The following is a 19,391-nucleotide window of genomic DNA, read 5'->3' as shown; positions in this document are numbered from 1 at the left end:
TCGATGGCCGAAAGAGGTCAGCTATGAACCAGACCCCAGGCAAAACCCACCTCACCGCCCTCGATATCCTCATCGAGCTGCGCGGCTGGCTTGCAGACAACATCGAGATGCAGGCAGAGCCCGCCATCGTGGCTCACCTGCCTAACAGCTACCTGCTCACCCAGGCCGATTGTGTCGAGGCCATAGATGCATTGCTGCATCAGCTACGCCACTAATTAGGCCAAGCAGAGACAAGCACCATGCGATTACCCAATCCCTATACCTTAGAAGAGACTCTCGAGAAGCTGCGCCATGGCCTGGCTACTGCCTGCAACAAGGATGCGCAGGTGTTGCTGGAAGAGGCCGTCAACAAGGCCCGTGATGACAGGGTATATGCCAAGCGGCTTGAAGAGACCTTGCTGCAAGGATCCACCATCGAGATCCGTGAATGTCTCAGCTGCTTTGGCGACTACTTCGAGCGATCCCGAGAAGCACCGCCCTATTACCCGCACCACGATGCCGTCAACGGTATTGATTGTGCACTCTACGCCATCCTGTTTGAGGCTGCTCACCCCGACACACGCCAAGATCACCAATAACGAACCGTCGATCGCCCAATCACATGCCGATCACGTTTCCACCCGATCACCCGGATCATCAAACCAGGATCATCAGGTCCCACACCATGATCCGGATATCCCGACATCACCCAAAAAGGCCACCTCACCGAAGGTGGCCTTTTGCATTTCAAGGAACTATGCCCATGTCTGCCTTCATGATCGATCGCAAGGACTACCTTGCCTTTGCCGTACAGTTACACCGCTTTTGCAATGCTCCCATGCCACCCCATTACACCCTTGAGTTGCTGCGATCCCTCTGGTGGCTGCCACCAGCAGACACAACCAGTACCTGGACGTGGCGGGTAGATCGGTTAGTGCGACTGATGATGCTCGCCAATCGGCGGGCGGTCTGGCATCGCTATCAGCTGGGGCGTCAGCAGGAGCATAAAGAACCACGCCAGCACCGCTCGACCAAGCTGGGACAGATTAAACCTGCCCACCGTTACCACCAGGCACCACTCACCGATGCCGAACTGGTGGCGCTGTACAAATTCACCTGCAGTGCCCTGTACCAATCGAGCGAATGGAGTGGGAGCCCTGAGCAGGCTCCCCGGCTGGTGAAGGTGATACAGCAGTTTCAGCAAGCTTTAGCGCAAGACGTGCTGACCCGGCTGTCACTGTGGGACCAAGCCCCTTGGGGAGAGATGTGATGAATCTTTCCATCACCCTGACCATGACGAGTTCACCACCAGACGGTACAGCCCAGATAGCCCAACGCATCGCCGATGACATGGCATACCTGCATCTCCGTCTGGGGGATGGAGTCAGCGATGAATTGGGCATCAGCATCAGTTATCTGGCCGAACAATTTGCGCTGCTGGCAGCGGCTTACCGTTCACCGGAAGAAATGGAGAAACACCCATGATCGAGTTCAACGATAGCTTCACTCAGGTCGCCGTCGCTCAGGCAATGAGCGCACATGGCGATTTGCATAGGCTCATTACCTATCAGCTCACCTTCCCGAAGTGGGCACACGACTATGACGAGACCGGCAAGCGCACTGGCCCCGACAAGATCAAGCCCGTGCCAACGATGCACAAGACCTCGCTGTTCGTAAGTCCACTGGACATGGTGGACAACCTGCCCCGCGAGATTAACTTTGCGTGGTGGGAGCGTGAGTGCAACGACCTCGGCTATCCCGTTGGGGAGTGGCGACGCACCATTGTGGGTGCCTACTTCAACCACGGCACCAACGACAACCCAAACTGGAGCAGCCACACATGAGCATCTTCGAGCACATGACATGGGGACTGGGCACCCCGAATCTGCCCAAGCTGGGGGCTCGAGCCATTCTGCAACGTGGTTATGTTGATTTCCTGGGCGACCGTGCCGGTATGTACGGCGAGCCAGACGATGCGTGGCGGGCCGAGTGCGACACGGTGCTGCCGCACTTCCTGCGTGAGTTAACCAAGATGGCCAAGGCATACCAGATATGCACCGACATGGACGAGGTGTTTCGCCTTGAACACAAGGGCTGGGTGTGTGAAGCCAGTCCGAGGCGCAGCTACGGCTACCTCTACCTCGACATCTACCACCCCGCTAACTAGCGGGGTGTTTGTTTCAAGGAGAAGTATCATGAACAAGTTCTATCACGTGGGCACACTGGCCCGCCGTGACGTCACCGCCCTGCTGCACACGCTGACGCACAATGCAGCCGCCAATGCCGAGGGGATCCTCAACTACGTGGGCAGCAAGCTGAACCCCTACGACCCGCGCAAAGAGAAGGCCAAGGCACGGCACACATTGCGCCGGGTCAAGAAGGCTCTGAAGGCATGGCGTATCCCGCTTGAGCTCACCGTGACCGGCTGCCGCATTGACCGGGGCAGCCACCAGGCTGACCGTTACTACTACGACCGGACGCTGCTGGCCCAGGGCTGGCAACAATACGATACCGAGGAAGACGCCTGGTATTTCGGCATCTGGATTCACACAGAGAAGCTGGAGACCTTTACCTACGCCGAAGGGGATACCAACCATGTGATTGCGCCAAACGTTGAGGCGTTTCGTACCGAACTGGCGCGGCTCTACCAGTTCCACCCGCAAGCCCCAGCGTTTATCTGTATCAATCGGGAGGTAGGCATCGTGACTCACTACTTATAGTGCTGAGTCGTTCATTCATGCGGTGTAGCACTGTTTAATTAACAAACAAGTCTAGTCACATCCATATAGGAATTTGACCATGCTCAAGTTTTTTGTTTGTCAAAGCTGAATCGAGGTGTGTTGAAAAGTGCGCCGCTGTAGTATGGAGAGCCTATAGGGTCTGGTGTCAAACGGAGTTAGTATTGCTGTTTAGAGGCATAGATTCATTTTTTTACAACGTTCGGGGTTTTTGAAGATGAAAATTACGGCTAGACGCACAGCTATTTGTTTAATGGTTTCCGCCAGCCTTATTCTCTCTGGCTGTGCTAGCACTGGGAGCTCAGTGACAGGGAATCAACCAGCAACAGATTCAAGACTTACTAATGGGCAAGAGGCTGAATTTTTTAGTGCATCTGGATTCCAGGCATGTGCCGTTGCGGCAGGTATGGGTGTTGCAGCTTGCATGCTTTTGAAGTCAGAAGAAAAAACTCAGTGTGCAATAAAAGCGGGCATAGCTGCATGTGGTGTGGCGATGGGGGCTAACTACTATCTTGATACTCGTCGCGCTGAGTATGCCAATACCACCGATCGTTTGCAGGCAATGAACAACGACATTCAAAAAGACACCGAGGTCGTGGTTGCTCGCACTAATACTGCCAAGCAGGTAATTGCTGACAATAGTAAAACCTTGACCCAAATTGCTAAAGATAAAGACCAAGCGGGTTTTGACAAGGCGGTAGCACAGCGCCAGCTTGGCAAAGTCGATGCTGATCTGGCTCAACTCAACAAAGAGTTGACCAATATGCGTAAGAAGGCGACCGAGTATCAGCAAGTGGCCAAAAGCGAGCAGAGTGAGGCAACTGAGACTGAGTTGGCAATGGTCAATACCAAAGTGCTTGAGCTGAACAAGCAGATTGCCGTATTAGAGAAAGAGGTTAATGCCCTCTATGACCAGCGCAGCGCTATCACAGTTGGTTAAATATCAACCATTACATCATTATCGTTAAGGGAGTCGTCAATATCTCGGGTCTATCTGGATGTTGATAGGAAAATATTATGAAATTTAGAGCCGTCTATCTGAGTAGCTTGCTGGTATTAACTGGTTGTGCCACAACTCCCGCTGATTGCGATCCTTCCAACCGTAGCGCTAGCCTCCTCACAAAAATGAGTTGTGATTCCTCTGGAGGATACCGCCAAAAGGTCAACGACCAAGAGCAACAGCTGCAACGAAATCAGGAACTCAACGCACTATCGCATCAAATTTTGACCGACATGGAAAGCCGTAAGCTGCGTTCAAACACAACACTGGCACAAGAGCAGGCTGATCAGCAGGCATTGAAAGCCTCCTTGAGTCAACTGGTTGCCCAACTAAAAGTTAAAGGTGGTAACCAAGTCGGGCTGCAGCAGCAAATCAGCGCTCTGTCCCAGGCCGAACAGCAGTTCACTCCCTCCTCAAATGATAATGCAGCTCAAGTTGCAGCAAGGCGAGAGGAGGCTGCGCTCCTTGAAGCCAAGGTTAAAGAGCTGAATCAAAGTCTGGGTTATTAGAGCTGATTTTTTCGACCTAGCTTAAGGCCATCTTGGCAGCAGAGTGTTTGTTAGCAAGCACTCTTTAGCGCGCTTTTGGATATGAAGTCTCTTTATGCAGCGAATAATATCGGATTTTCCGATTGACGAAAAAGCGCTCGAAAATTATGAGCAGAGCCTTGCAGTACTCTGTCGTTATTTTCCTCCCCTAATTACCAGCCTGTTTGCGACGGCGCGTCGTAGCCGCGATGGTAATCTGGAGTGGTGGAGCGAGCGTGAAGGGCAACCCATACTGCTGAATGCGCTCCCTGCTACAGAACAAGCCATGCTGCAGGAGAAATGTCTGCTTCGTCAAGAGGCGATCCGTCAACTGGCAGAAGAGCTGGTTCGCCGTGGTGAGCCAGTTCCTGCCGAGCGACTGCATAACTTGCTCAAGCAGACACCACAACTCGCGTGCTACGGCATCAATGGTGAGCCGGTGTTGGTTCACTGGGGGATCCCGCAACAGCCTGCAGACCCAATTCAGCTAGAAGAACCCACCCCGAGGCTTCACAAGGGGCACCGGATTACCGCCAGGCATTATGGCTGTCTGGCTGCGATATTCTTGGCACTGCTACTAGGGTGCCTGCTGCTGAGTCGCTGGCCTGCGTTATTCCCAGTTGATCTTCCCTCTAGTGGTAAGCCGCTAACCGAGTTGACCAAAGAACAGCCCAACGTCAGCCTAGTCAAGCAACACGATTATGGCCGTATTCAGGTCAATCTCAATTGGAGTAACCCTAACCCAGACAGTGCGATTGATCTGGATGTCGCTGCTTTTGTTCGGCTGAAAAATCAGAAAAAAACCGGGGTTGAAGCGCTCAGTCGTCTGTTTGGTGATTATGACAACGTGCCTTATGTGGCGTTGGAGGGAGATGATCGTAGTGGGGAAAACAGTCATGGGGAGTGGTTGCTAATTAACGGTTCTCATTGGCAGCAGATCGATGAGGTGCTGATTTATGCCTTCATCTATAGCGGTGCTTCCAATTGGCAAAATACTCTGGCCACCATCACCATCCATATTCCCGGTCAACCACCCATTACGACTCGTTTGACCGAAGGGGAGGAAAATATGCCCGTTAGTGTCATCGCTCGGTTAATCAATGTTGATGGCGCGATCAAAGTTGAACGGATAAACCAGTATTTTGACGATCGAAAGAGCATCGATAAGGCGTTTGGATGGGGGCTAGAGTGGCATTCAACCAAGGGTAAAGGTTGAGCGGTCCTGCTGTCACAAGGGCTGAGTCTCGCCATAACATAATTAGATTTTTTGAGGGTTTATAGATGCAGGATTCCATCCAGGGTCCATTACTACGCAGTGGTCATAATTCCGCGTTTAAGGCGCTCGGTGAGACGGGGTTCCCTGTCTACCGTATGGCTTCCCAATTACGGGAGACCATTCGTCGTCTGGATACGGGGCGCGATCTTGCACGCCATTTGGCAATTCCGCAAAACCATCAAGGGGGGGATAGAACCGACTGGTACAGTAGTTTTGCGGGAGATGTGATCCCATGGAACAGTGCCACTGAGTTTGAGCGAGCGGCTGCTTACTCGCAGCTTGAATCCTTTAAGCTAGCGGTGCAGGCACTGAGCGAGCAGCTGCTGACCACTGATAACAAGGACAGCGGTGGCGACAAGCGGGTCTTTGCAAGTTTGCTCAAACAGGTAGTCAATTTTCCGGATCAGGATTTTGTCTATCTGGTGGATGGGGTATTGGTAATCACGTTTTGGGGATTTGTGCATGATAACGACGAACAACGTGACCCGATGCACTGGCTAAAGCCCGTGAGCCCGAGCTTGACTACGCCGGGAGTAGTCGCTAGTGCCCCCGTCGCAGAGCTTGCCCCTGCGTTTGAGATAGTGCCAACAACAGGCCCGGTGCCGGCAACCCCCATGTATGCCCAGCCGGTAACACCGACAATCCAGACCGGGGGCTGGTGGAGTCGCTGGCGTTGGTTGTTCTGGCCGCTGTTGTTGCTGGCTCTGTTAGCATTATTGCTGTTTGGTCTGCGATCCTGTGTCCCCAGCTTTTCGCTGCCAGGCGTATCATCTATGGGCTTGCCAATATTCAGGGATAGTGCAGTAGCTGTTCCCTCATCAGGGCAAGCGCTGCCCGTGGCGCATGGTCCTACTGATGTGGCAGCGACAGTACCTAGTCGAGCATCAGAGCAGCATACCACGGTGGACAGCGCCGCTTTAGCGTCAGGCGATCCGCTTACGCCTCCACCAGCCCCCCTGGCTAGCGGTAAGGAGCCGGTGTCCACAAGCCTCCCGCAAGCTTCGATGCCGGGCGCAGCTGCAGACCTAGAGCCGCCCACATTACCGCCAGCAAGTCCCCCTAGCACTGATATCGCACCGAGTAATAGCACTCCGCAAGATCCGGCACCTCAAGGTAAGGCGCTGACAATACCGCCGACCATTGCCAATGGGCCCGCCCAGTTTTTAGACGGTGACTGGAAAGTTAACGGGGGTATTCAGGACACCCAGACCGGCAAGCCATTGCAACTGCAATACAGCTTCAAAGAGGGTGAAGGCCGCGTCAGCTTGCGTCAGTCCAATGGGGTTGAGTGTCGGGGTGCGGCTAGCGGCGTAATGAAAGACGGCCAATTGAGTATTAATAATCTGGGGCAAGCAGAGTGCGCTGATGGATCCAGCTATATGATCCCCCAAATCGAATGTAAGCCAGGAACGGACAATGGCACCGATTGCGTGGGCCGTAATGAGGGTGAGCAGCAGTTCCCCATCAAGATGCGCCAGAAAAATCCCTAAGGGCAGGAAGATATAATCATGTTGCCAGAAATAAAACCATTTGATCGTCAAGTCACCCTGGTGGGTGATTCTGGAATCCAGTTTATGGATTTCGGTCTGACGCTGGGGCGCGAGCAGGCAGGTGAGTTTGTTGAGCTGGCCAGCGGCGTGCTCACTCGTCTGCTGTACAACGAAGAGAAGGATTTCCATTTCTTCCAGCCAGGGCCCGACGCCATCGAAAAGGCGCGCGCGAAGTATGATATCGCACTTAAGAGTAGCCTCGAGTTGCTAGACGGGATCTGGCTTCCGCTGCCGCTGTTCCGGTTTAATTCTCCCCATTTCTACAACGAGGGACCGATCAACTGGGCACGTTTTCGGTTGGTCAAACTGCAAGAGCCGGACTTGGATGGCCATACCCATCGCCTGACTCTGGCTTTTGATACCCGGATCATGGCCAAGTTGCACGGCTCAGCCGATCTGGGGCCCAATCAAGAAGATGTCAGTGCAGGGGCCACCTTCCAACTTGCCACCTCGACCTATGCCCTTGGTTGGTATTTGACCCAGCCTTGGCTAAAAGAGTGGCTGCTTGAGGTCTTTAATGATGCAAGCCAAGGGCGTGATAGAGAGGAACGGGATAGCGAGATACAGCAACAATACCCAGTTGCACATTACCTTAATCTGCTCTCCTTGTTGGCGAAGCCGGTCGCTGATCAGCAAAGCAAAGAGCCGCCAAGGGTCGAGATACCGCAATTTCGGATCATCGCTAACGGCGAGACCAATGCCATCAAGCCGATCCCGGTGGATCTGGTACTCGATGTGGGTAACTCTCGTACCTGCGGCATTTTGATTGAGGATCATGGTCAGTCCGGTTCTGGCCTGATGCACAACTATGTGTTGCAACTGCGGGATCTAAACGCCCCTGAACAGGTATATAGCCAGCCCTTCGAGAGCCGCATCGAATTTTCTCAGGCCTTCTTTGGCAAGGATCACTGCTCGGTTCGCAGTGGTCGCCATGATGCATTTCAATGGCCGACCATAGCCCGGATCGGCAATGAGGCTGGCCGTTTGGCCAGCCGCCGTCGCGGCAGTGAAGGGTCGACAGGTCTATCTAGCCCGAAGCGCTACCTGTGGGATGAAAAATTCTATGGTCAGGGCTGGCGCTTCAACTCGGCTTATCAGCAGCACGATACCCATTCGCTGGCAACGGCGGCCCCTTTTGCGAACCTTATCAATGAAAAAGGGGAAGCGCTGCACACCATAGAGGATGAGATGGATCGCATCCCGGTGTTTACGCCCCGCTACTCGCGCAGTGCCCTGATGACCTTTATGCTGGCAGAGGTATTGACCCAGGCGCTGACCCAGATCAACAGCCCGGCACAGCGAACTCGCCAGGGGCATGCCGGTATTCCGCGTCAGTTGCGCAATATCATTCTCACTGTGCCGCCCGGCATGCCGATGGCCGAACGCTGTATTCTTGATGAACGGATGCACCAAGCCGTGGGGTTGGTGTGGAAGGCGCTGCGCTGGCATCAGGGGGAACAAGACCCTTATCGTCGCCAGGAAGATGGGGATGTACAGGATAATATCCAAGTGCCATTGCCCCGCGTCCGGGTGGAGTGGGACGAGGCCTCCTGTGCTCAGCTGGTCTATCTCTATACCGAGATAAACCAGAACTTTGCCGGTCATCCGGAGGAGTTTTTTGCCGCGCTGGGCCGCCCCGACAGAAAGAACCGAGAGAGTATTACCCTAGCCTCAATCGATATTGGGGGTGGTACCACGGATCTGGTCATCACCGATTATGCCCTCGATCGCAGCGGGCAACAGGGAGCCGGTGTAAATGCCCATATCGTGCCACAGCAACGCTTTCGTGACAGTTTCAAGATAGCGGGGGACGATGTGCTGCTCGATGTTATCCAGCTGTTGGTGCTGCCAGCGCTGGAGACCTCGTTCAAACAGAGTGGTGTTGGTTCGGTTGATACCCTTATGTCACAGCTTTGTGGTGCCAACAACGTTAGCGCTGCAGAAGCGGTGTTGCGCCAGCAACTCAACTTACAGGTATTTGTCCCGATAGCCCTTGATTTACTGGGTCGCTATGAACAGTACGATCCGCAGGGCTTGGGTGCGAACGTGAGCGAGAGCCTGCGTTATGGCGACTTGGTGCCAGCCAATAACATCAGTGCGGCGGTAGAAGCGTTTGTACAGCGGGAGGTGCAAAAAGCGGGCGGCTGCAGTGACTTCAAGCTGCGCGAGGTGCCCATCACCTTCAATTTGGCACAAGTGCATCAGGCACTGCTGTCTGGTCGTTTCAACATCAGCAAGGTGTTGACCGCATTGTGTGAGGTTATGGCTAACTACCATTGCGACATGCTGCTGCTAACAGGGCGCCCCTCCTTGCTACCGGGCATTCAGGCCTTCATTCGGATGTGTCTGCCATTACCGCCGGGACGCATTTTGCCGCTGCATGGCTATCATACTGGCACTTGGTATCCGTTCCACAAGAATGGCCAAATCGATGATCCAAAGAGTACTGCCTCGGTGGGTGCCATGATCACCTTACTGTGTGCCAATCACAGTATTCCTAACTTCCATTTCCGCACTGCAGCGCTCAAGCCTTACTCCACCATTCGCCATATGGGGATCATCGATCTGCAAAATATCATCCGCGATCACGATGTGACCTACCGTGATATTCAGTCGTTCGAGGGTCAGATCCGGTTGCCTAAGGTTGGCAGTGAAGATACGGATACCCCAGTCTGGATCATGCGCGGTGACTTGCGTCTAGGCTATCGCCAGCTTGCTGCTGAACGCTGGACCGCAGCCCCCTTCTATACCTTGCGTTTTAGTGATGAGGGGCGAGCCAAATATACCCAGGCCAAGTCTTTGGATGGCAGCTCACCCTATCTGGAGGTCAAGCTGGCTATTGGCAAGGATAACCGGGCCAGGGCATTGGGGCTTATCAGTGACAAGCTGATAGTCAGCGAGGTGGGTAGTAATACTGATAAAACATTCAATAAGCGGGATCTGGAGCTGGAACTCAACACCATGCCAGATGCCGGACTCATAGATAGCAGACACTGGTTAGATAGCGGGAGTGTAAAACAACAATGAAGCCTCAACAGGAGACCTTAAGTCAGGGTTGGGCGACAATCGAGCGCAGCGCCCAGGATGCACTTGGCTGGGTCGATGTGGTGCGCCATGACTCCCACCGGCTCGATAATGAGGCGGATAAGCTTAACCTTAGTTTGCACCGAGCTCGCAATGTGGCCAACAGCCTCAAGCGGGTGGCTGGTACCCCCATGACGGTGGGTTTTTTCGGCATTTCCCAAGCGGGTAAATCCTATCTGATATCGGCCTTGGCTGCCGGGGGGAACGGCGCGCTGGAGGGATGCTATGGGGAGCGTCCGGTTGACTTCATAAAGGAGGTTAACCCTGTGGGCGGCGGCAAAGAGGCCACTGGTCTGGTCACGAGGTTTACCCGTGCCAAGACCGCTGCCCCGGCGAATTACCCGGTACCCTTGCAGCTGTTTAGTGAAATAGACTTGGCCAAGATCTTGGCCAACACCTGGTTCAATGATTTCAACCATGAACTGCTGAGCTATCAGCTCGATGAGGCGCGCATCGAGGCTCGGCTGCGGCCGTTTGAGCATCGTCCCATCAACCCGGTGCCCAACAACGGTGTCAGCCGTGATGATGTGGTGGCCCTGTGGGATTATTTGAACGGCAGTTTTAGAAAGTCGGTGGAAAAACTTGAACATGGCTACTGGCCAAGGGTATTACAACTGGCTCCCACGCTGACGCCAGCCGAGCGGGCAGAGTTGTTCTCCCTGTTGTGGGGCGAGCAAATCGAGCTGACCGAAATCTATCGTAACTTGGCGACCAGCCTTAGCAGACTGGGTCACGCCAAGACCGTTTACGCGCCTCTTGATTGCCTGTTGAATCAAGGTAGCGGCAGCATCAGCATCATGAACGTGGACAGTCTCGGCTTGTTGGGATCCGCCGGGGATAGGACAGTCGAGATCTGTTTCTTGGCACCTGACGGTCGGCATATGCCTGCCTCTATTGCTCAGGCTGAGCTGGCTGCCCTGACCACCGAGTTGATCTTTCCCATGGTCGAGGGGGCTGCGGATAGCTTGGTGGAGCAAGTGGATCTGCTCGATTTCCCTGGCTACCGTGGGCGTCTCGCGATTAGCAAACTGGAAGAGGCCGCCAGTGCAGGCTGTAGTCCGATTTCTCAGTTGTTGCTACGTGGCAAGGTTGCATATTTGTTCGAGCGTTATACCGACAATCAAGAGATGAATGCCTTGGTGGTTTGTGCCAGCTCCGCCAAGCAGAGTGACGTGACCAGTGTGGGTCCTGTGCTGACGCGCTGGGTAGAAAAGACCCAGGGCAAGAGTGCCAGTGAGCGGCAGAGTCGTAAACCGGGACTGTTTTGGGCGCTGACCATGTTTGATAAACGGATCCAGGATGGACTTGGTTTTACACCGACACAGCTCAAGGAGGGGGCGGATGGCTTGATGCAACAAACCCTGCTGGAACGTTTTGGCCAGTATGACTGGATCCAAGAGTGGGCACCTGGTCAGGCGTTTAATAACTGCTTCTTGGTACGCAAACCTGGTATGGCCGTCCCTTTCTTGAACATAGACGGTGGGCGAGAAGTAGCTGTTGCACCTCAATATGCAGATGTCTTGCAACAGATGGCGACCTCTTTTGCGACAGGAAAAGGCGTGGCGCAACATTTTGCTGATCCTGACGCTGCGTGGATGGCCATGATGTCGCTCAATGATGGTGGCATGGCCCTGCTTGGGCATGCGCTGAGGGGGGTGGCACATCTTGAATTCAAGCTTGATCGACTCCAGCAACAACTGGATGCCAAGCGCAAAGAGCTGGCTGAACAACTGCTGGGGCGTTGGTATGAGCAAGATGGTGACGGCCAACTGGCGAAAAAGCAGGAAATAGGCAAGCAGCTCTGGACTGGGCTTGGCGCCCGTGTTAACTCCCTCGGTGAGCTGATTAGCCAGCTTGATCTGCCCTCAGCGGAACTGAGCAATATCTACCTCAGTATTCGTGAGGATGTCCCCAAGGATGATGGGGGAGAAGCCACCGCAATCTCTCCTTATGGCAGTAGCCCGGCGAACCCGTTTGGGCAGACGCCCTTTGGCGCTAGTCCTTTTGATAGCAGCCCATTTGCGAGCAATCCTTTCGATCAGGCTGATGTCGCCGTGGTGAACACAGCCGCCAAGGCTGAAGAGCGGGTAGGCCAGGATGATGGCTTCGCCCGTGAGGCATTCAAGGCATGGGTCGCTCATTTGCGGGATCTGCCCACCCGGAAAACCCTGCTGGCTCAGCTCGGTATCGAGACCGAATTGATAGACTTACTTACTGAAGAGTTAGTCACTGCGGCTAACCGTCTGGATCTGGAGGGAACGTTGAAACGAACCCTGGCTGGTCAGGAGCAGGCGGGGGTGCGGCGAGAACAACAGCTTGCACGGCAAGTGATGAAGGCTCAGCTTACATTGCGCGATTTCGTGGCTTGGTTTGGTTTTTTGGCCATGCCACCAGAGAAGGTACCACACAGCTTTGCGGGCACTAAGGGCAAGCTATTTGCCCGTGGTTCAGCAATAGGCCAAAACGAGTTACCTTGCCTGCCTGCCACTCCGCTCAATCCTGCCATGGCGTATTTGGGGGATTGGCTCTCTTCCCTGGTGCTGATCACCCAAGATAACGCGGGCCATAGCGCCACACGGGATATTTCTCACGATCAGAATCAGCGTCTGGGCCAGATCATACATCAATTAAAACAAGAGTAAGCACCATGCTAGCCAAAATAATTGCTACCGACCCCGCTGTACCGGGTGAAGCCCAACTACTAATCCGGTTGCGGGGCATCTCCGAGCTGGTGGAGGGGCTCGAATTTTCTCTTCTCAATAATCAGCAGAACTATTTGCAAGAGGGGGGGCTGTGGAGCCCCGCCCCCCACTGGTTTGGCATCAGTGGCGGTTATCCGCTACAAAGCGGCAGCGGTTTTCGGGTGGGTGCTGCGATCGTGGATCCCTTGTTGGTCAACTCAAGCCCAATTCAGATCAACGTCAAGCTGGCTTCTAGTGAAATCCGTCATACCACCTTGCAAGTGGCACGCGAGGCGGTATTCCCCTCCAGTGCTCGAGGCGAGGTGGGTGAATATGGTGGCAGCAGTGTCATTAACTCACCCGTGGTTGATGCTCCTCCAGTGCCAGATTTAGCTCCAGTTGAGGTGCCGGTTGAGATTGAACTGCCAGCCTTACGTGCGGAACCCGAGATCGAACCAGCGCCCGTGCCGGTGGAGACGCCCTTACTGACGGCCACTACGGCTGCTCCTAAATCGAAGACTCCGCTGATCCTAGGTGGGGTGGTGCTGTTGCTACTGATTGGCGCCCTGATCTTCTGGTTTAGCCGCTCAGCAGCTGCACCAGTGATCGATCCTATTGCTGCAACTGCTGTCGAACCGGTGGCGGCAGAACCAGTGGTTAATGAAGCCAGCGGCGAGGCAACGGAGGATGGTTGCAGTGCCGCTAATTTGGCGACGAAGAGCGAATTGGAGTTTGTGCAGGCCTGTATTGCACAGCAGCCGCCAACCGATACCTTATTGGCGGTGATCCAAAGCGCCAAGTCAGCCCAGAAATGTGGTGTGGCGCAGCGCCTTTATGCCAACCGTGCGCAGGGGGGAGATAGCAAGGTGGCCCTGGCCTATGCCCGTGAATATGATCCCAAGTTCCACCAGCCGAACGACTGCTTTAAAGAGGCTGATAACGCCACTGCAGCCTATTGGTATGACACAGTACTTCAGGTTGAGCCCGACAATGGTGAGGCTAAACAGCGCTATGAGGAGTTAAGCAAGTGATTGCAGCAACTAGGTCATTGCGCGGCGCGGCAGCACTCATGCTGCTGTTGGGGGGCGCAGGTGCGGCGGCGGCCGAGACGACATCGGAGCATCGTCCATTGTTACAGGAGGGGAAAAAGAGCCTATATCAACGAGTATTGACCACCCCCGGTTGCGAGTTGGTGGCCGAGGCGGGTCAGACGTCTGGGGTGCTGCAACCAGCCTTCAGTAGCTTCTATGTCTATGAGCAGGTCAATGCCAAGGGGGCCGGCTGGGTAAAGGTCGGCCCCGACAGCTATGGCCAGAGCATCGGTTGGTTACCCCAGTCTTGTACTGTGGATTGGAAGATGCAGCTGACTCTGGCTTTCACCAATCCGGCTAACCGGGATCGCCTGCTTTTTTTCAAGGAGCGAGATCAGCTCAATCAGATTCTGGAGGCGGCGGATCCGGTCGCCAAGGTTGCACCGCTGCGCGCTGCGTTGAAGAAGCAGGGCAATGCTGGCGGGGTGCTGGCGCAAGAACCCGAGTACTTTGTCGATCTGCAGCAACAGTTCTATCTGTTACCCATCCTCAGTGGTGAGGAGGTCATGACCGAGGATGGTTTCTACACCCGTTTGCTCAATGTGGCCTCGGTCAGCAAGGCCGAGGCGGCCACTGTTGAACCCAGTGCCAAGGTGAGCCAGCTCAAGGAGTTCAATGCTGCTGTGGTGTTCGTGGTGGATTCCACCATCTCGATGGGGCCTTATATCGAGCGAACTCGAGAGGCCGTGCGCAAGGTCTATGAGCGGATCAACAAGGAAAATCTGGGTCAGCAGGTGAAATTTGGCATGATCTCCTTTCGCTCCAACGCCCAGGCGGTGCCTGGTCTGGAATACACCACCCGCATGTATGCCGATCCTAATGAAATCAAAGATGGTGCCGATTTTTTGAAAAAAGTGGCCGATCTCAAGCAGGCGACCGTTTCGAGCAAGCTGTTCAATGAGGATGCGTATGCAGGTGTGATGCAGGCGATAGACCAGGTCGACTGGAGCCACTTTGGAGCCCGTTATGTGGTGCTGATCACCGATGCAGGTGCGATAGAGGGGGATAACAAGCTCTCTACGACAGGATTGGATGCCAAGCAAATCCGCTTGGAAGCTGCCAACCCAGGTGTGGCGATATATACCCTGCACCTGAAAACGGCGGCGGGTAAGAAAGATCACGCCAAGGCTGCGAGCCAATATCAGGAGCTATCGACTTACAGTGGTACCAATACCTCGCTTTACTATCCGGTCAATGCTGGCGATGTAAACGAGTTTGGTGACAAGGTTGATGCGTTGGCTACCGCCATCACCGAGCAGGTAAAAGCATCCTACTTTGGCGAACCTGCCATCGGCAGCGCCAGTAACGCCACGGAGGATGATTCGCTCACCCCGGAGCAAAAATTGCTGCAAGATACTGCGCTAATCGGTCATGCCATGCAGCTTTCCTACCTCGGCAAGAAGAGTGGAACACAGGCTCCCCTGGTGTTCGAGGCCTGGATCAGCGACCGGGATCTGATCAAGCAGAATATCCCGACCACCGAGGTCAGGGTGCTGCTCACCAAGGGCCAGCTTAGTGATCTTAGCGATGTGGTGAAACAGATTTTGGATGCGGCTAATGAAGGCATGATCTCACCGGCCAAGATGTTCGAGCGCTTGCGCTCGGTGGCTGCGACCATGGGGGCTGATCCCAATCAGCTCAAGCAGTTGGATAATACCAGCATCACGAGTCTGGGGGTGATGGGGGAATACCTTGCCGACCTGCCTTATCGCAGTGATGTACTCAATCTGGATGAGGAGACCTGGAAGAGTTGGGATGGGTTGGCACAGGAGAAGTTTATCCGCACCCTAGCGACCAAGTTGCGCCATTACCAGCGTTACAATGCTGATGTCAGTCGCTGGGTGGCGCTGGCCAAGGATAGCGATCCCCGTGATCATGTCTATCCGGTTCCTCTGGAAATGATGCCCTGATGCTGTGTATCGAAGCTATGAGCATAGTGCGGGGCAGCGGGGAACAGGCCCACAGGGTCTGTTTGCCCTCACTGAACTTGCCTCTGGGGCAGGTGGTCGCCGTGACAGGGGAAAGTGGCTGCGGCAAGAGCACCCTGCTTGAGGTGATAGGACTGTTACTGACTCCCAGCCGCGTGGGGCGGTTTGAGATGGAATTTACTGATGCAACTCCAGCAGTGGTCAATATTGCACGTTTGCTGGCGGCCAACGATCAAGCGGCGTTAGCCGCTATCCGCGCAGCCAGAATAGGCTTTATGTTGCAAAGCGGTGGTTTGCTGCCCTTTTTGACTGTGAGAGACAATATCCGCTTGCCCTGCCAACTGCTGGGTATCGCAGAAGATGAGCGGTTACTCACGCGGGCCATCCAGACCCTCAAGTTGGCGGGATTGCTGCACAAGAAACCGGCCCAGCTTTCTATCGGGGAGCGCCAGCGAGTTGCTTTTGTGCGGGCGGTAGCGCATCGACCTAAGCTGTTACTGGCCGATGAGCCTACCGCGTCGCTTGATCCCCACACTGCGAGATTGCTCTTTGCGCTCTTTATCGAGTTAGTTCAAGAGTGGGGCATCGCGGCGCTGGTGGCCTCCCATGATTGGGGGCTGGTCAAGACGTTTGGCTTGCCCTGTCTCAAAGCTAATTTGACGCGGGGAGAAACTCATTTTGCGCTCTCCTAAACGCGGACTACTGCTGCGCTTGGCCATGCAGGATCTTTGGCATGATAGCTCGGTATCGTTTTGTATTATCTCCTCGCTGGTGGCCGTTATCGCCCCTTTACTCCTGATGTTTGGGTTGCGTTATGGGGTGGTAAGCCAGTTGCAGCAGGAGCTTGCGAGAGATCCACGTAATCTGGAGATCCGCATGGTGAGCAGTGGCCACTATTCAGCAGAATGGATCGCTGCCCTGCAGCAAAAATCGGAGGTAGGTTTTGCCATCGGCCAAACCCGATCCCTCAATACCCAAGCCGATTTGCTTAAAGATATGAGCCATTTCATTGAAAATGCGGAGGTGATCCCGACCGCTCTTGGGGACCCGCTGCTCGGTGCATTGCAGCTGGGGGGAGAGGATGAGGTGATCCTCAGCTCCGAGGCCGCGCGCCGCTTGGCTGTCCGTGAGGGTGACACTATCCGCTTGCGCGTCATGCGCCAGCTAGACACTCGACGCGAATGGGGAGAGCGCACCCTGACAGTGGGCGCGATATTAGTGCCCACTTATTTCAACCGTCCAGCCTTGTTCGTGCAGCAGTCCTTGCTGCTGGCGCTGGAGTCTTTTCGTGATGGCTATCGTATTCCTATGCTGGGGATCAGCACAGGTCTGCCGTTAACGGACAAACCGCCGATGTTCGCTCGCACCCGCATTTATGCCGACAGTATTGACCAGGTGGCGGCGCTTGATCTGTGGCTCAAGCAGCAGCGCATCGAGACAGTGAGCCGGCTAGCAGATATCGAGAACATAAAGAGTATCAACAGGGTACTTAGCCTCATCTTCAACGTCATCGCTGGCACCGCGCTGATCGGCTGTATTGCCTCCTTGATCGGCGCTTTCCTCGCGAACGTGGATCGCAAGCGCAAGCACATTGCAGTATTGCGCTTACTCGGTTTCACCAGCCCGGCGGTGGGCCTCTACATCATCTTTCAGGGGGTGATCCTGACGCTGCTTGCCTATGGGGGCGGCATTTTGCTCTATCTGAGCGGCAGTGCACTGTTTAATAGGACGCTGGCTAGCAGCCAGAGTACCGAGCAGATGATCTGCCGGATCACCCCATTTCATAGCTTATTGGCCCTAATTCTGGCCCTGACGGTAGCCATTCTGGTGGCCATTATTGGCGCGCGACGAGCCATTGCCATTCAACCTGCGGAGAGTCTGCGTGAACTCTAAGAAGACCTTATCCCGGCTCATCATCATGGGATGTGCCCTGTCCAGCGGTAGTACATTTGCTGAGCCATGGCCAGAGAAAAATTACAATCCCAAACCCGATGCAGAAGATGTGATCCTGCCGATGCCATGCGAGGGATCCATGGCCTTTCGGCGAGTGCAGGTGCCAGTCAGCGGCCCGCTGGAAGACTTACCCATTCAGGTAGGTCAAGACGGCGGCGACTGGGGCTTTGTCGAGCACACTCATCCTGCTTTCATTGCCGGTAGTTTCACTCAGTCAGCTAAGGAGCAGGGCCGCTATTACCTGATGGCTAAATATGAGCTGAGCCAGCTGCAATATCAGGCACTTACCGCAGATACCTGCCCTACACCATCGAAGAAGCTTAGCCTGCCGGCGAGCGGCATAAGCTGGTTTGATGGGGTCGCGGCAACCGATAAATACAATCTTTGGTTGCGACAGCATGCCGCTGACCAGATCCCCAAAGAAGATGGTAAAGCGGGGTTTGTACGCTTGCCGACCGAAATCGAGTGGGAATTTGCCGCTCGTGGCGGGCTCAAGGTCAACAGCGCTGAGTTTCGTGATATTCGTTATCCAATGAATGACCTTAAAGAGCATGAATGGTTTGCCGGGGCTCAGTCAGCCAATGGTCGTTTGCAACTGGTGGGGCTGCTTGCTCCTAACCCGTTGGGCTTGCACGACATGTTGGGCAACGTGGACGAGATGATGTTTGAACCTTTCTACCTCAACAAGCTCGATCGTCAGCATGGTCAGGCAGGTGGTTATGTGGTACGAGGTGGAAATTACCTTACCGAGCAGGCCGCCTTGCGCAGTGCGGCCCGCAAAGAGGTGAGTTACTACGATGACGATCGTCACTTTACCAGCAAGAGTACCGGACTACGACTGGTGCTAGTTTCTCCCACCATGACCTCGACCAAGCGAGTCAAGAGCATCGAGAGTAGCTGGCGGCAACTGGGAGCAAACAAACCGGCAGGGGAGGCCAGTGATAAGAAGGATACGGTCAGCGAGCTGAATACACTGGCCTCCGGGGTTGACGATGAGGCGCTCAAGCAGAAACTGAAAAACCTGGAAGGCCAGCTCAGGGCTAGCAACCAAAAGCAGCAGGAAGAGCGTGCACAGTCGATTCGCGCCAGCCTTAACCTCGGTGCCTTTCTTTGCACCAAGTTACAAGATGATGGCAAGTTCTTGGATTTTCTTAGCTCCAACTATGAGCTGCTCTGCAGTGATAAAGCAGATCAAAACTGCGCAGCTCGCAAGACCAAGCTGGATGAGCAAAAAGAACGACTGAGCCAGCTTACGGGCTATTACGCCAGTGGTTTGGTTGAGTCTGCATCCATATATGGTGAAGGCCCAATTAAAGAGCAAGTATCAGTTTTTAATCAAATGCTGACAATTAACAAAAAGCTGAATGGACTTAGACCATTTCTTGCAACTCATTGGGCAAACCAGCAGCGTTATCTACAAAATGGAAAAATTGATGCTGTCATGTGGTTGGAAAACTGTAAGAAGTTGCAATGACTTAATTGAATTTAAAAATGCTTAGCCTCTTTGACCATTAGTGAGGTCATGTTCTGAATTCCAATATCTATGAGTCCCTATGCGAAGGGGTCATCACGCCCCTAAAGGTG

At 54.3% G+C, this 19,391-nt stretch carries 18 protein-coding genes; all 18 read left to right on the top strand.

Going from position 1 to position 19,391, the window contains the following annotated elements:
* Nucleotides 1-215, top strand: a 215-nt coding sequence (locus OKC43_RS20685; protein WP_270659350.1) for a hypothetical protein, incomplete at its 5' end; no start/stop codon positions are given.
* Nucleotides 216-239: 24 nt separating this feature from the next.
* Nucleotides 240-578 (top strand): hypothetical protein, encoded by a 339-nt coding sequence (locus OKC43_RS20680; protein WP_270659349.1) that lies wholly within the window; start codon nt 240-242, stop codon nt 576-578.
* Nucleotides 579-742: 164 nt separating this feature from the next.
* The gene (locus OKC43_RS20675) at nt 743-1,249 is read left to right on the top strand and encodes a hypothetical protein (protein WP_270659348.1); all 507 of its coding nucleotides are present in this window, start codon (nt 743-745) and stop codon (nt 1,247-1,249) included.
* On the top strand, nt 1,249-1,464 hold the full coding sequence (locus tag OKC43_RS20670) for a hypothetical protein (RefSeq protein WP_270659347.1): 216 nt from the start codon (nt 1,249-1,251) through the stop codon (nt 1,462-1,464). Before OKC43_RS20675 ends, OKC43_RS20670 begins: the two co-directional genes overlap by 1 nt.
* Entirely contained in the window at nt 1,461-1,823 is a 363-nt protein-coding gene (locus tag OKC43_RS20665; protein WP_258119974.1) for a hypothetical protein, read from the top strand. The genes OKC43_RS20670 and OKC43_RS20665 overlap by 4 nt, the downstream gene beginning before the upstream one ends.
* The gene (locus OKC43_RS20660) at nt 1,820-2,146 is read left to right on the top strand and encodes a type IV toxin-antitoxin system YeeU family antitoxin (RefSeq protein ID WP_270659345.1); all 327 of its coding nucleotides are present in this window, start codon (nt 1,820-1,822) and stop codon (nt 2,144-2,146) included. Before OKC43_RS20665 ends, OKC43_RS20660 begins: the two co-directional genes overlap by 4 nt.
* Before the next feature lie 28 nt (nt 2,147-2,174).
* Nucleotides 2,175-2,699, top strand: a complete 525-nt coding sequence (locus OKC43_RS20655) for a hypothetical protein (protein WP_270659344.1) — start codon at nt 2,175-2,177, stop codon at nt 2,697-2,699.
* 235 nt (nt 2,700-2,934) lie between these two features.
* Nucleotides 2,935-3,657: a hypothetical protein gene (locus OKC43_RS20650; protein ID WP_270659343.1), complete on the top strand. Its 723-nt coding sequence runs from the start codon at nt 2,935-2,937 to the stop codon at nt 3,655-3,657.
* Between the two features lie 77 nt (nt 3,658-3,734).
* Nucleotides 3,735-4,226, top strand: a complete 492-nt coding sequence (locus OKC43_RS20645) for a hypothetical protein (RefSeq protein ID WP_182935921.1) — start codon at nt 3,735-3,737, stop codon at nt 4,224-4,226.
* 94 nt (nt 4,227-4,320) lie between these two features.
* The gene (locus tag OKC43_RS20640) at nt 4,321-5,460 is read left to right on the top strand and encodes a hypothetical protein (RefSeq protein WP_270659340.1); all 1,140 of its coding nucleotides are present in this window, start codon (nt 4,321-4,323) and stop codon (nt 5,458-5,460) included.
* Nucleotides 5,461-5,525: 65 nt separating this feature from the next.
* Nucleotides 5,526-7,010: an SrfA family protein gene (locus OKC43_RS20635; protein WP_182935919.1), complete on the top strand. Its 1,485-nt coding sequence runs from the start codon at nt 5,526-5,528 to the stop codon at nt 7,008-7,010.
* A gap of 18 nt (nt 7,011-7,028) precedes the next feature.
* Nucleotides 7,029-10,097, top strand: coding sequence for a virulence factor SrfB (locus OKC43_RS20630; protein WP_182935918.1), 3,069 nt, complete (start codon nt 7,029-7,031; stop codon nt 10,095-10,097).
* Nucleotides 10,094-12,796 (top strand): putative virulence factor, encoded by a 2,703-nt coding sequence (locus tag OKC43_RS20625; protein ID WP_182935917.1) that lies wholly within the window; start codon nt 10,094-10,096, stop codon nt 12,794-12,796. The genes OKC43_RS20630 and OKC43_RS20625 overlap by 4 nt, the downstream gene beginning before the upstream one ends.
* 5 nt (nt 12,797-12,801) lie before the next feature.
* A complete protein-coding gene (locus tag OKC43_RS20620) occupies nt 12,802-13,866 on the top strand; it encodes a hypothetical protein (RefSeq protein WP_270659339.1) in 1,065 nt (354 codons plus the stop codon).
* A 38-nt stretch (nt 13,867-13,904) separates the two neighbouring features.
* Nucleotides 13,905-15,836, top strand: coding sequence for a vWA domain-containing protein (locus OKC43_RS20615; protein ID WP_042862993.1), 1,932 nt, complete (start codon nt 13,905-13,907; stop codon nt 15,834-15,836).
* On the top strand, nt 15,836-16,546 hold the full coding sequence (locus tag OKC43_RS20610; RefSeq protein ID WP_182935915.1) for an ABC transporter ATP-binding protein: 711 nt from the start codon (nt 15,836-15,838) through the stop codon (nt 16,544-16,546). The genes OKC43_RS20615 and OKC43_RS20610 overlap by 1 nt, the downstream gene beginning before the upstream one ends.
* Nucleotides 16,533-17,747, top strand: coding sequence for an ABC transporter permease (locus tag OKC43_RS20605; protein ID WP_232091568.1), 1,215 nt, complete (start codon nt 16,533-16,535; stop codon nt 17,745-17,747). Before OKC43_RS20610 ends, OKC43_RS20605 begins: the two co-directional genes overlap by 14 nt.
* Nucleotides 17,737-19,281: a formylglycine-generating enzyme family protein gene (locus OKC43_RS20600; protein WP_197971236.1), complete on the top strand. Its 1,545-nt coding sequence runs from the start codon at nt 17,737-17,739 to the stop codon at nt 19,279-19,281. The genes OKC43_RS20605 and OKC43_RS20600 overlap by 11 nt, the downstream gene beginning before the upstream one ends.
* Nucleotides 19,282-19,391 lie beyond the last annotated feature (110 nt).

The organism is Aeromonas sp. Y289-2, assembly GCF_027705925.1.
Classification (GTDB): Bacteria; Pseudomonadota; Gammaproteobacteria; order Enterobacterales; family Aeromonadaceae; genus Aeromonas; species Aeromonas veronii.
The sequence above is the reverse complement of the archived record's forward strand: the minus strand, read 5'-3'. Positions and strand labels throughout refer to the sequence as shown.

Excerpts from the sequence above, each read along its gene's own strand:
- OKC43_RS20680 (WP_270659349.1), top strand. The coding sequence starts at position 240 with ATGCGATTACCCAATCCCTATACCTTAGAAGAGACTCTCGAGAAGCTG.
- OKC43_RS20675 (WP_270659348.1), top strand. The coding sequence starts at position 743 with ATGTCTGCCTTCATGATCGATCGCAAGGACTACCTTGCCTTTGCCGTA.
- OKC43_RS20670 (WP_270659347.1), top strand. The coding sequence starts at position 1,249 with ATGAATCTTTCCATCACCCTGACCATGACGAGTTCACCACCAGACGGT.
- OKC43_RS20665 (WP_258119974.1), top strand. The coding sequence starts at position 1,461 with ATGATCGAGTTCAACGATAGCTTCACTCAGGTCGCCGTCGCTCAGGCA.
- OKC43_RS20660 (WP_270659345.1), top strand. The coding sequence starts at position 1,820 with ATGAGCATCTTCGAGCACATGACATGGGGACTGGGCACCCCGAATCTG.
- OKC43_RS20655 (WP_270659344.1), top strand. The coding sequence starts at position 2,175 with ATGAACAAGTTCTATCACGTGGGCACACTGGCCCGCCGTGACGTCACC.
- OKC43_RS20650 (WP_270659343.1), top strand. The coding sequence starts at position 2,935 with ATGAAAATTACGGCTAGACGCACAGCTATTTGTTTAATGGTTTCCGCC.
- OKC43_RS20645 (WP_182935921.1), top strand. The coding sequence starts at position 3,735 with ATGAAATTTAGAGCCGTCTATCTGAGTAGCTTGCTGGTATTAACTGGT.
- OKC43_RS20640 (WP_270659340.1), top strand. The coding sequence starts at position 4,321 with ATGCAGCGAATAATATCGGATTTTCCGATTGACGAAAAAGCGCTCGAA.
- OKC43_RS20635 (WP_182935919.1), top strand. The coding sequence starts at position 5,526 with ATGCAGGATTCCATCCAGGGTCCATTACTACGCAGTGGTCATAATTCC.
- OKC43_RS20630 (WP_182935918.1), top strand. The coding sequence starts at position 7,029 with ATGTTGCCAGAAATAAAACCATTTGATCGTCAAGTCACCCTGGTGGGT.
- OKC43_RS20625 (WP_182935917.1), top strand. The coding sequence starts at position 10,094 with ATGAAGCCTCAACAGGAGACCTTAAGTCAGGGTTGGGCGACAATCGAG.
- OKC43_RS20620 (WP_270659339.1), top strand. The coding sequence starts at position 12,802 with ATGCTAGCCAAAATAATTGCTACCGACCCCGCTGTACCGGGTGAAGCC.
- OKC43_RS20615 (WP_042862993.1), top strand. The coding sequence starts at position 13,905 with ATGCTGCTGTTGGGGGGCGCAGGTGCGGCGGCGGCCGAGACGACATCG.
- OKC43_RS20610 (WP_182935915.1), top strand. The coding sequence starts at position 15,836 with ATGCTGTGTATCGAAGCTATGAGCATAGTGCGGGGCAGCGGGGAACAG.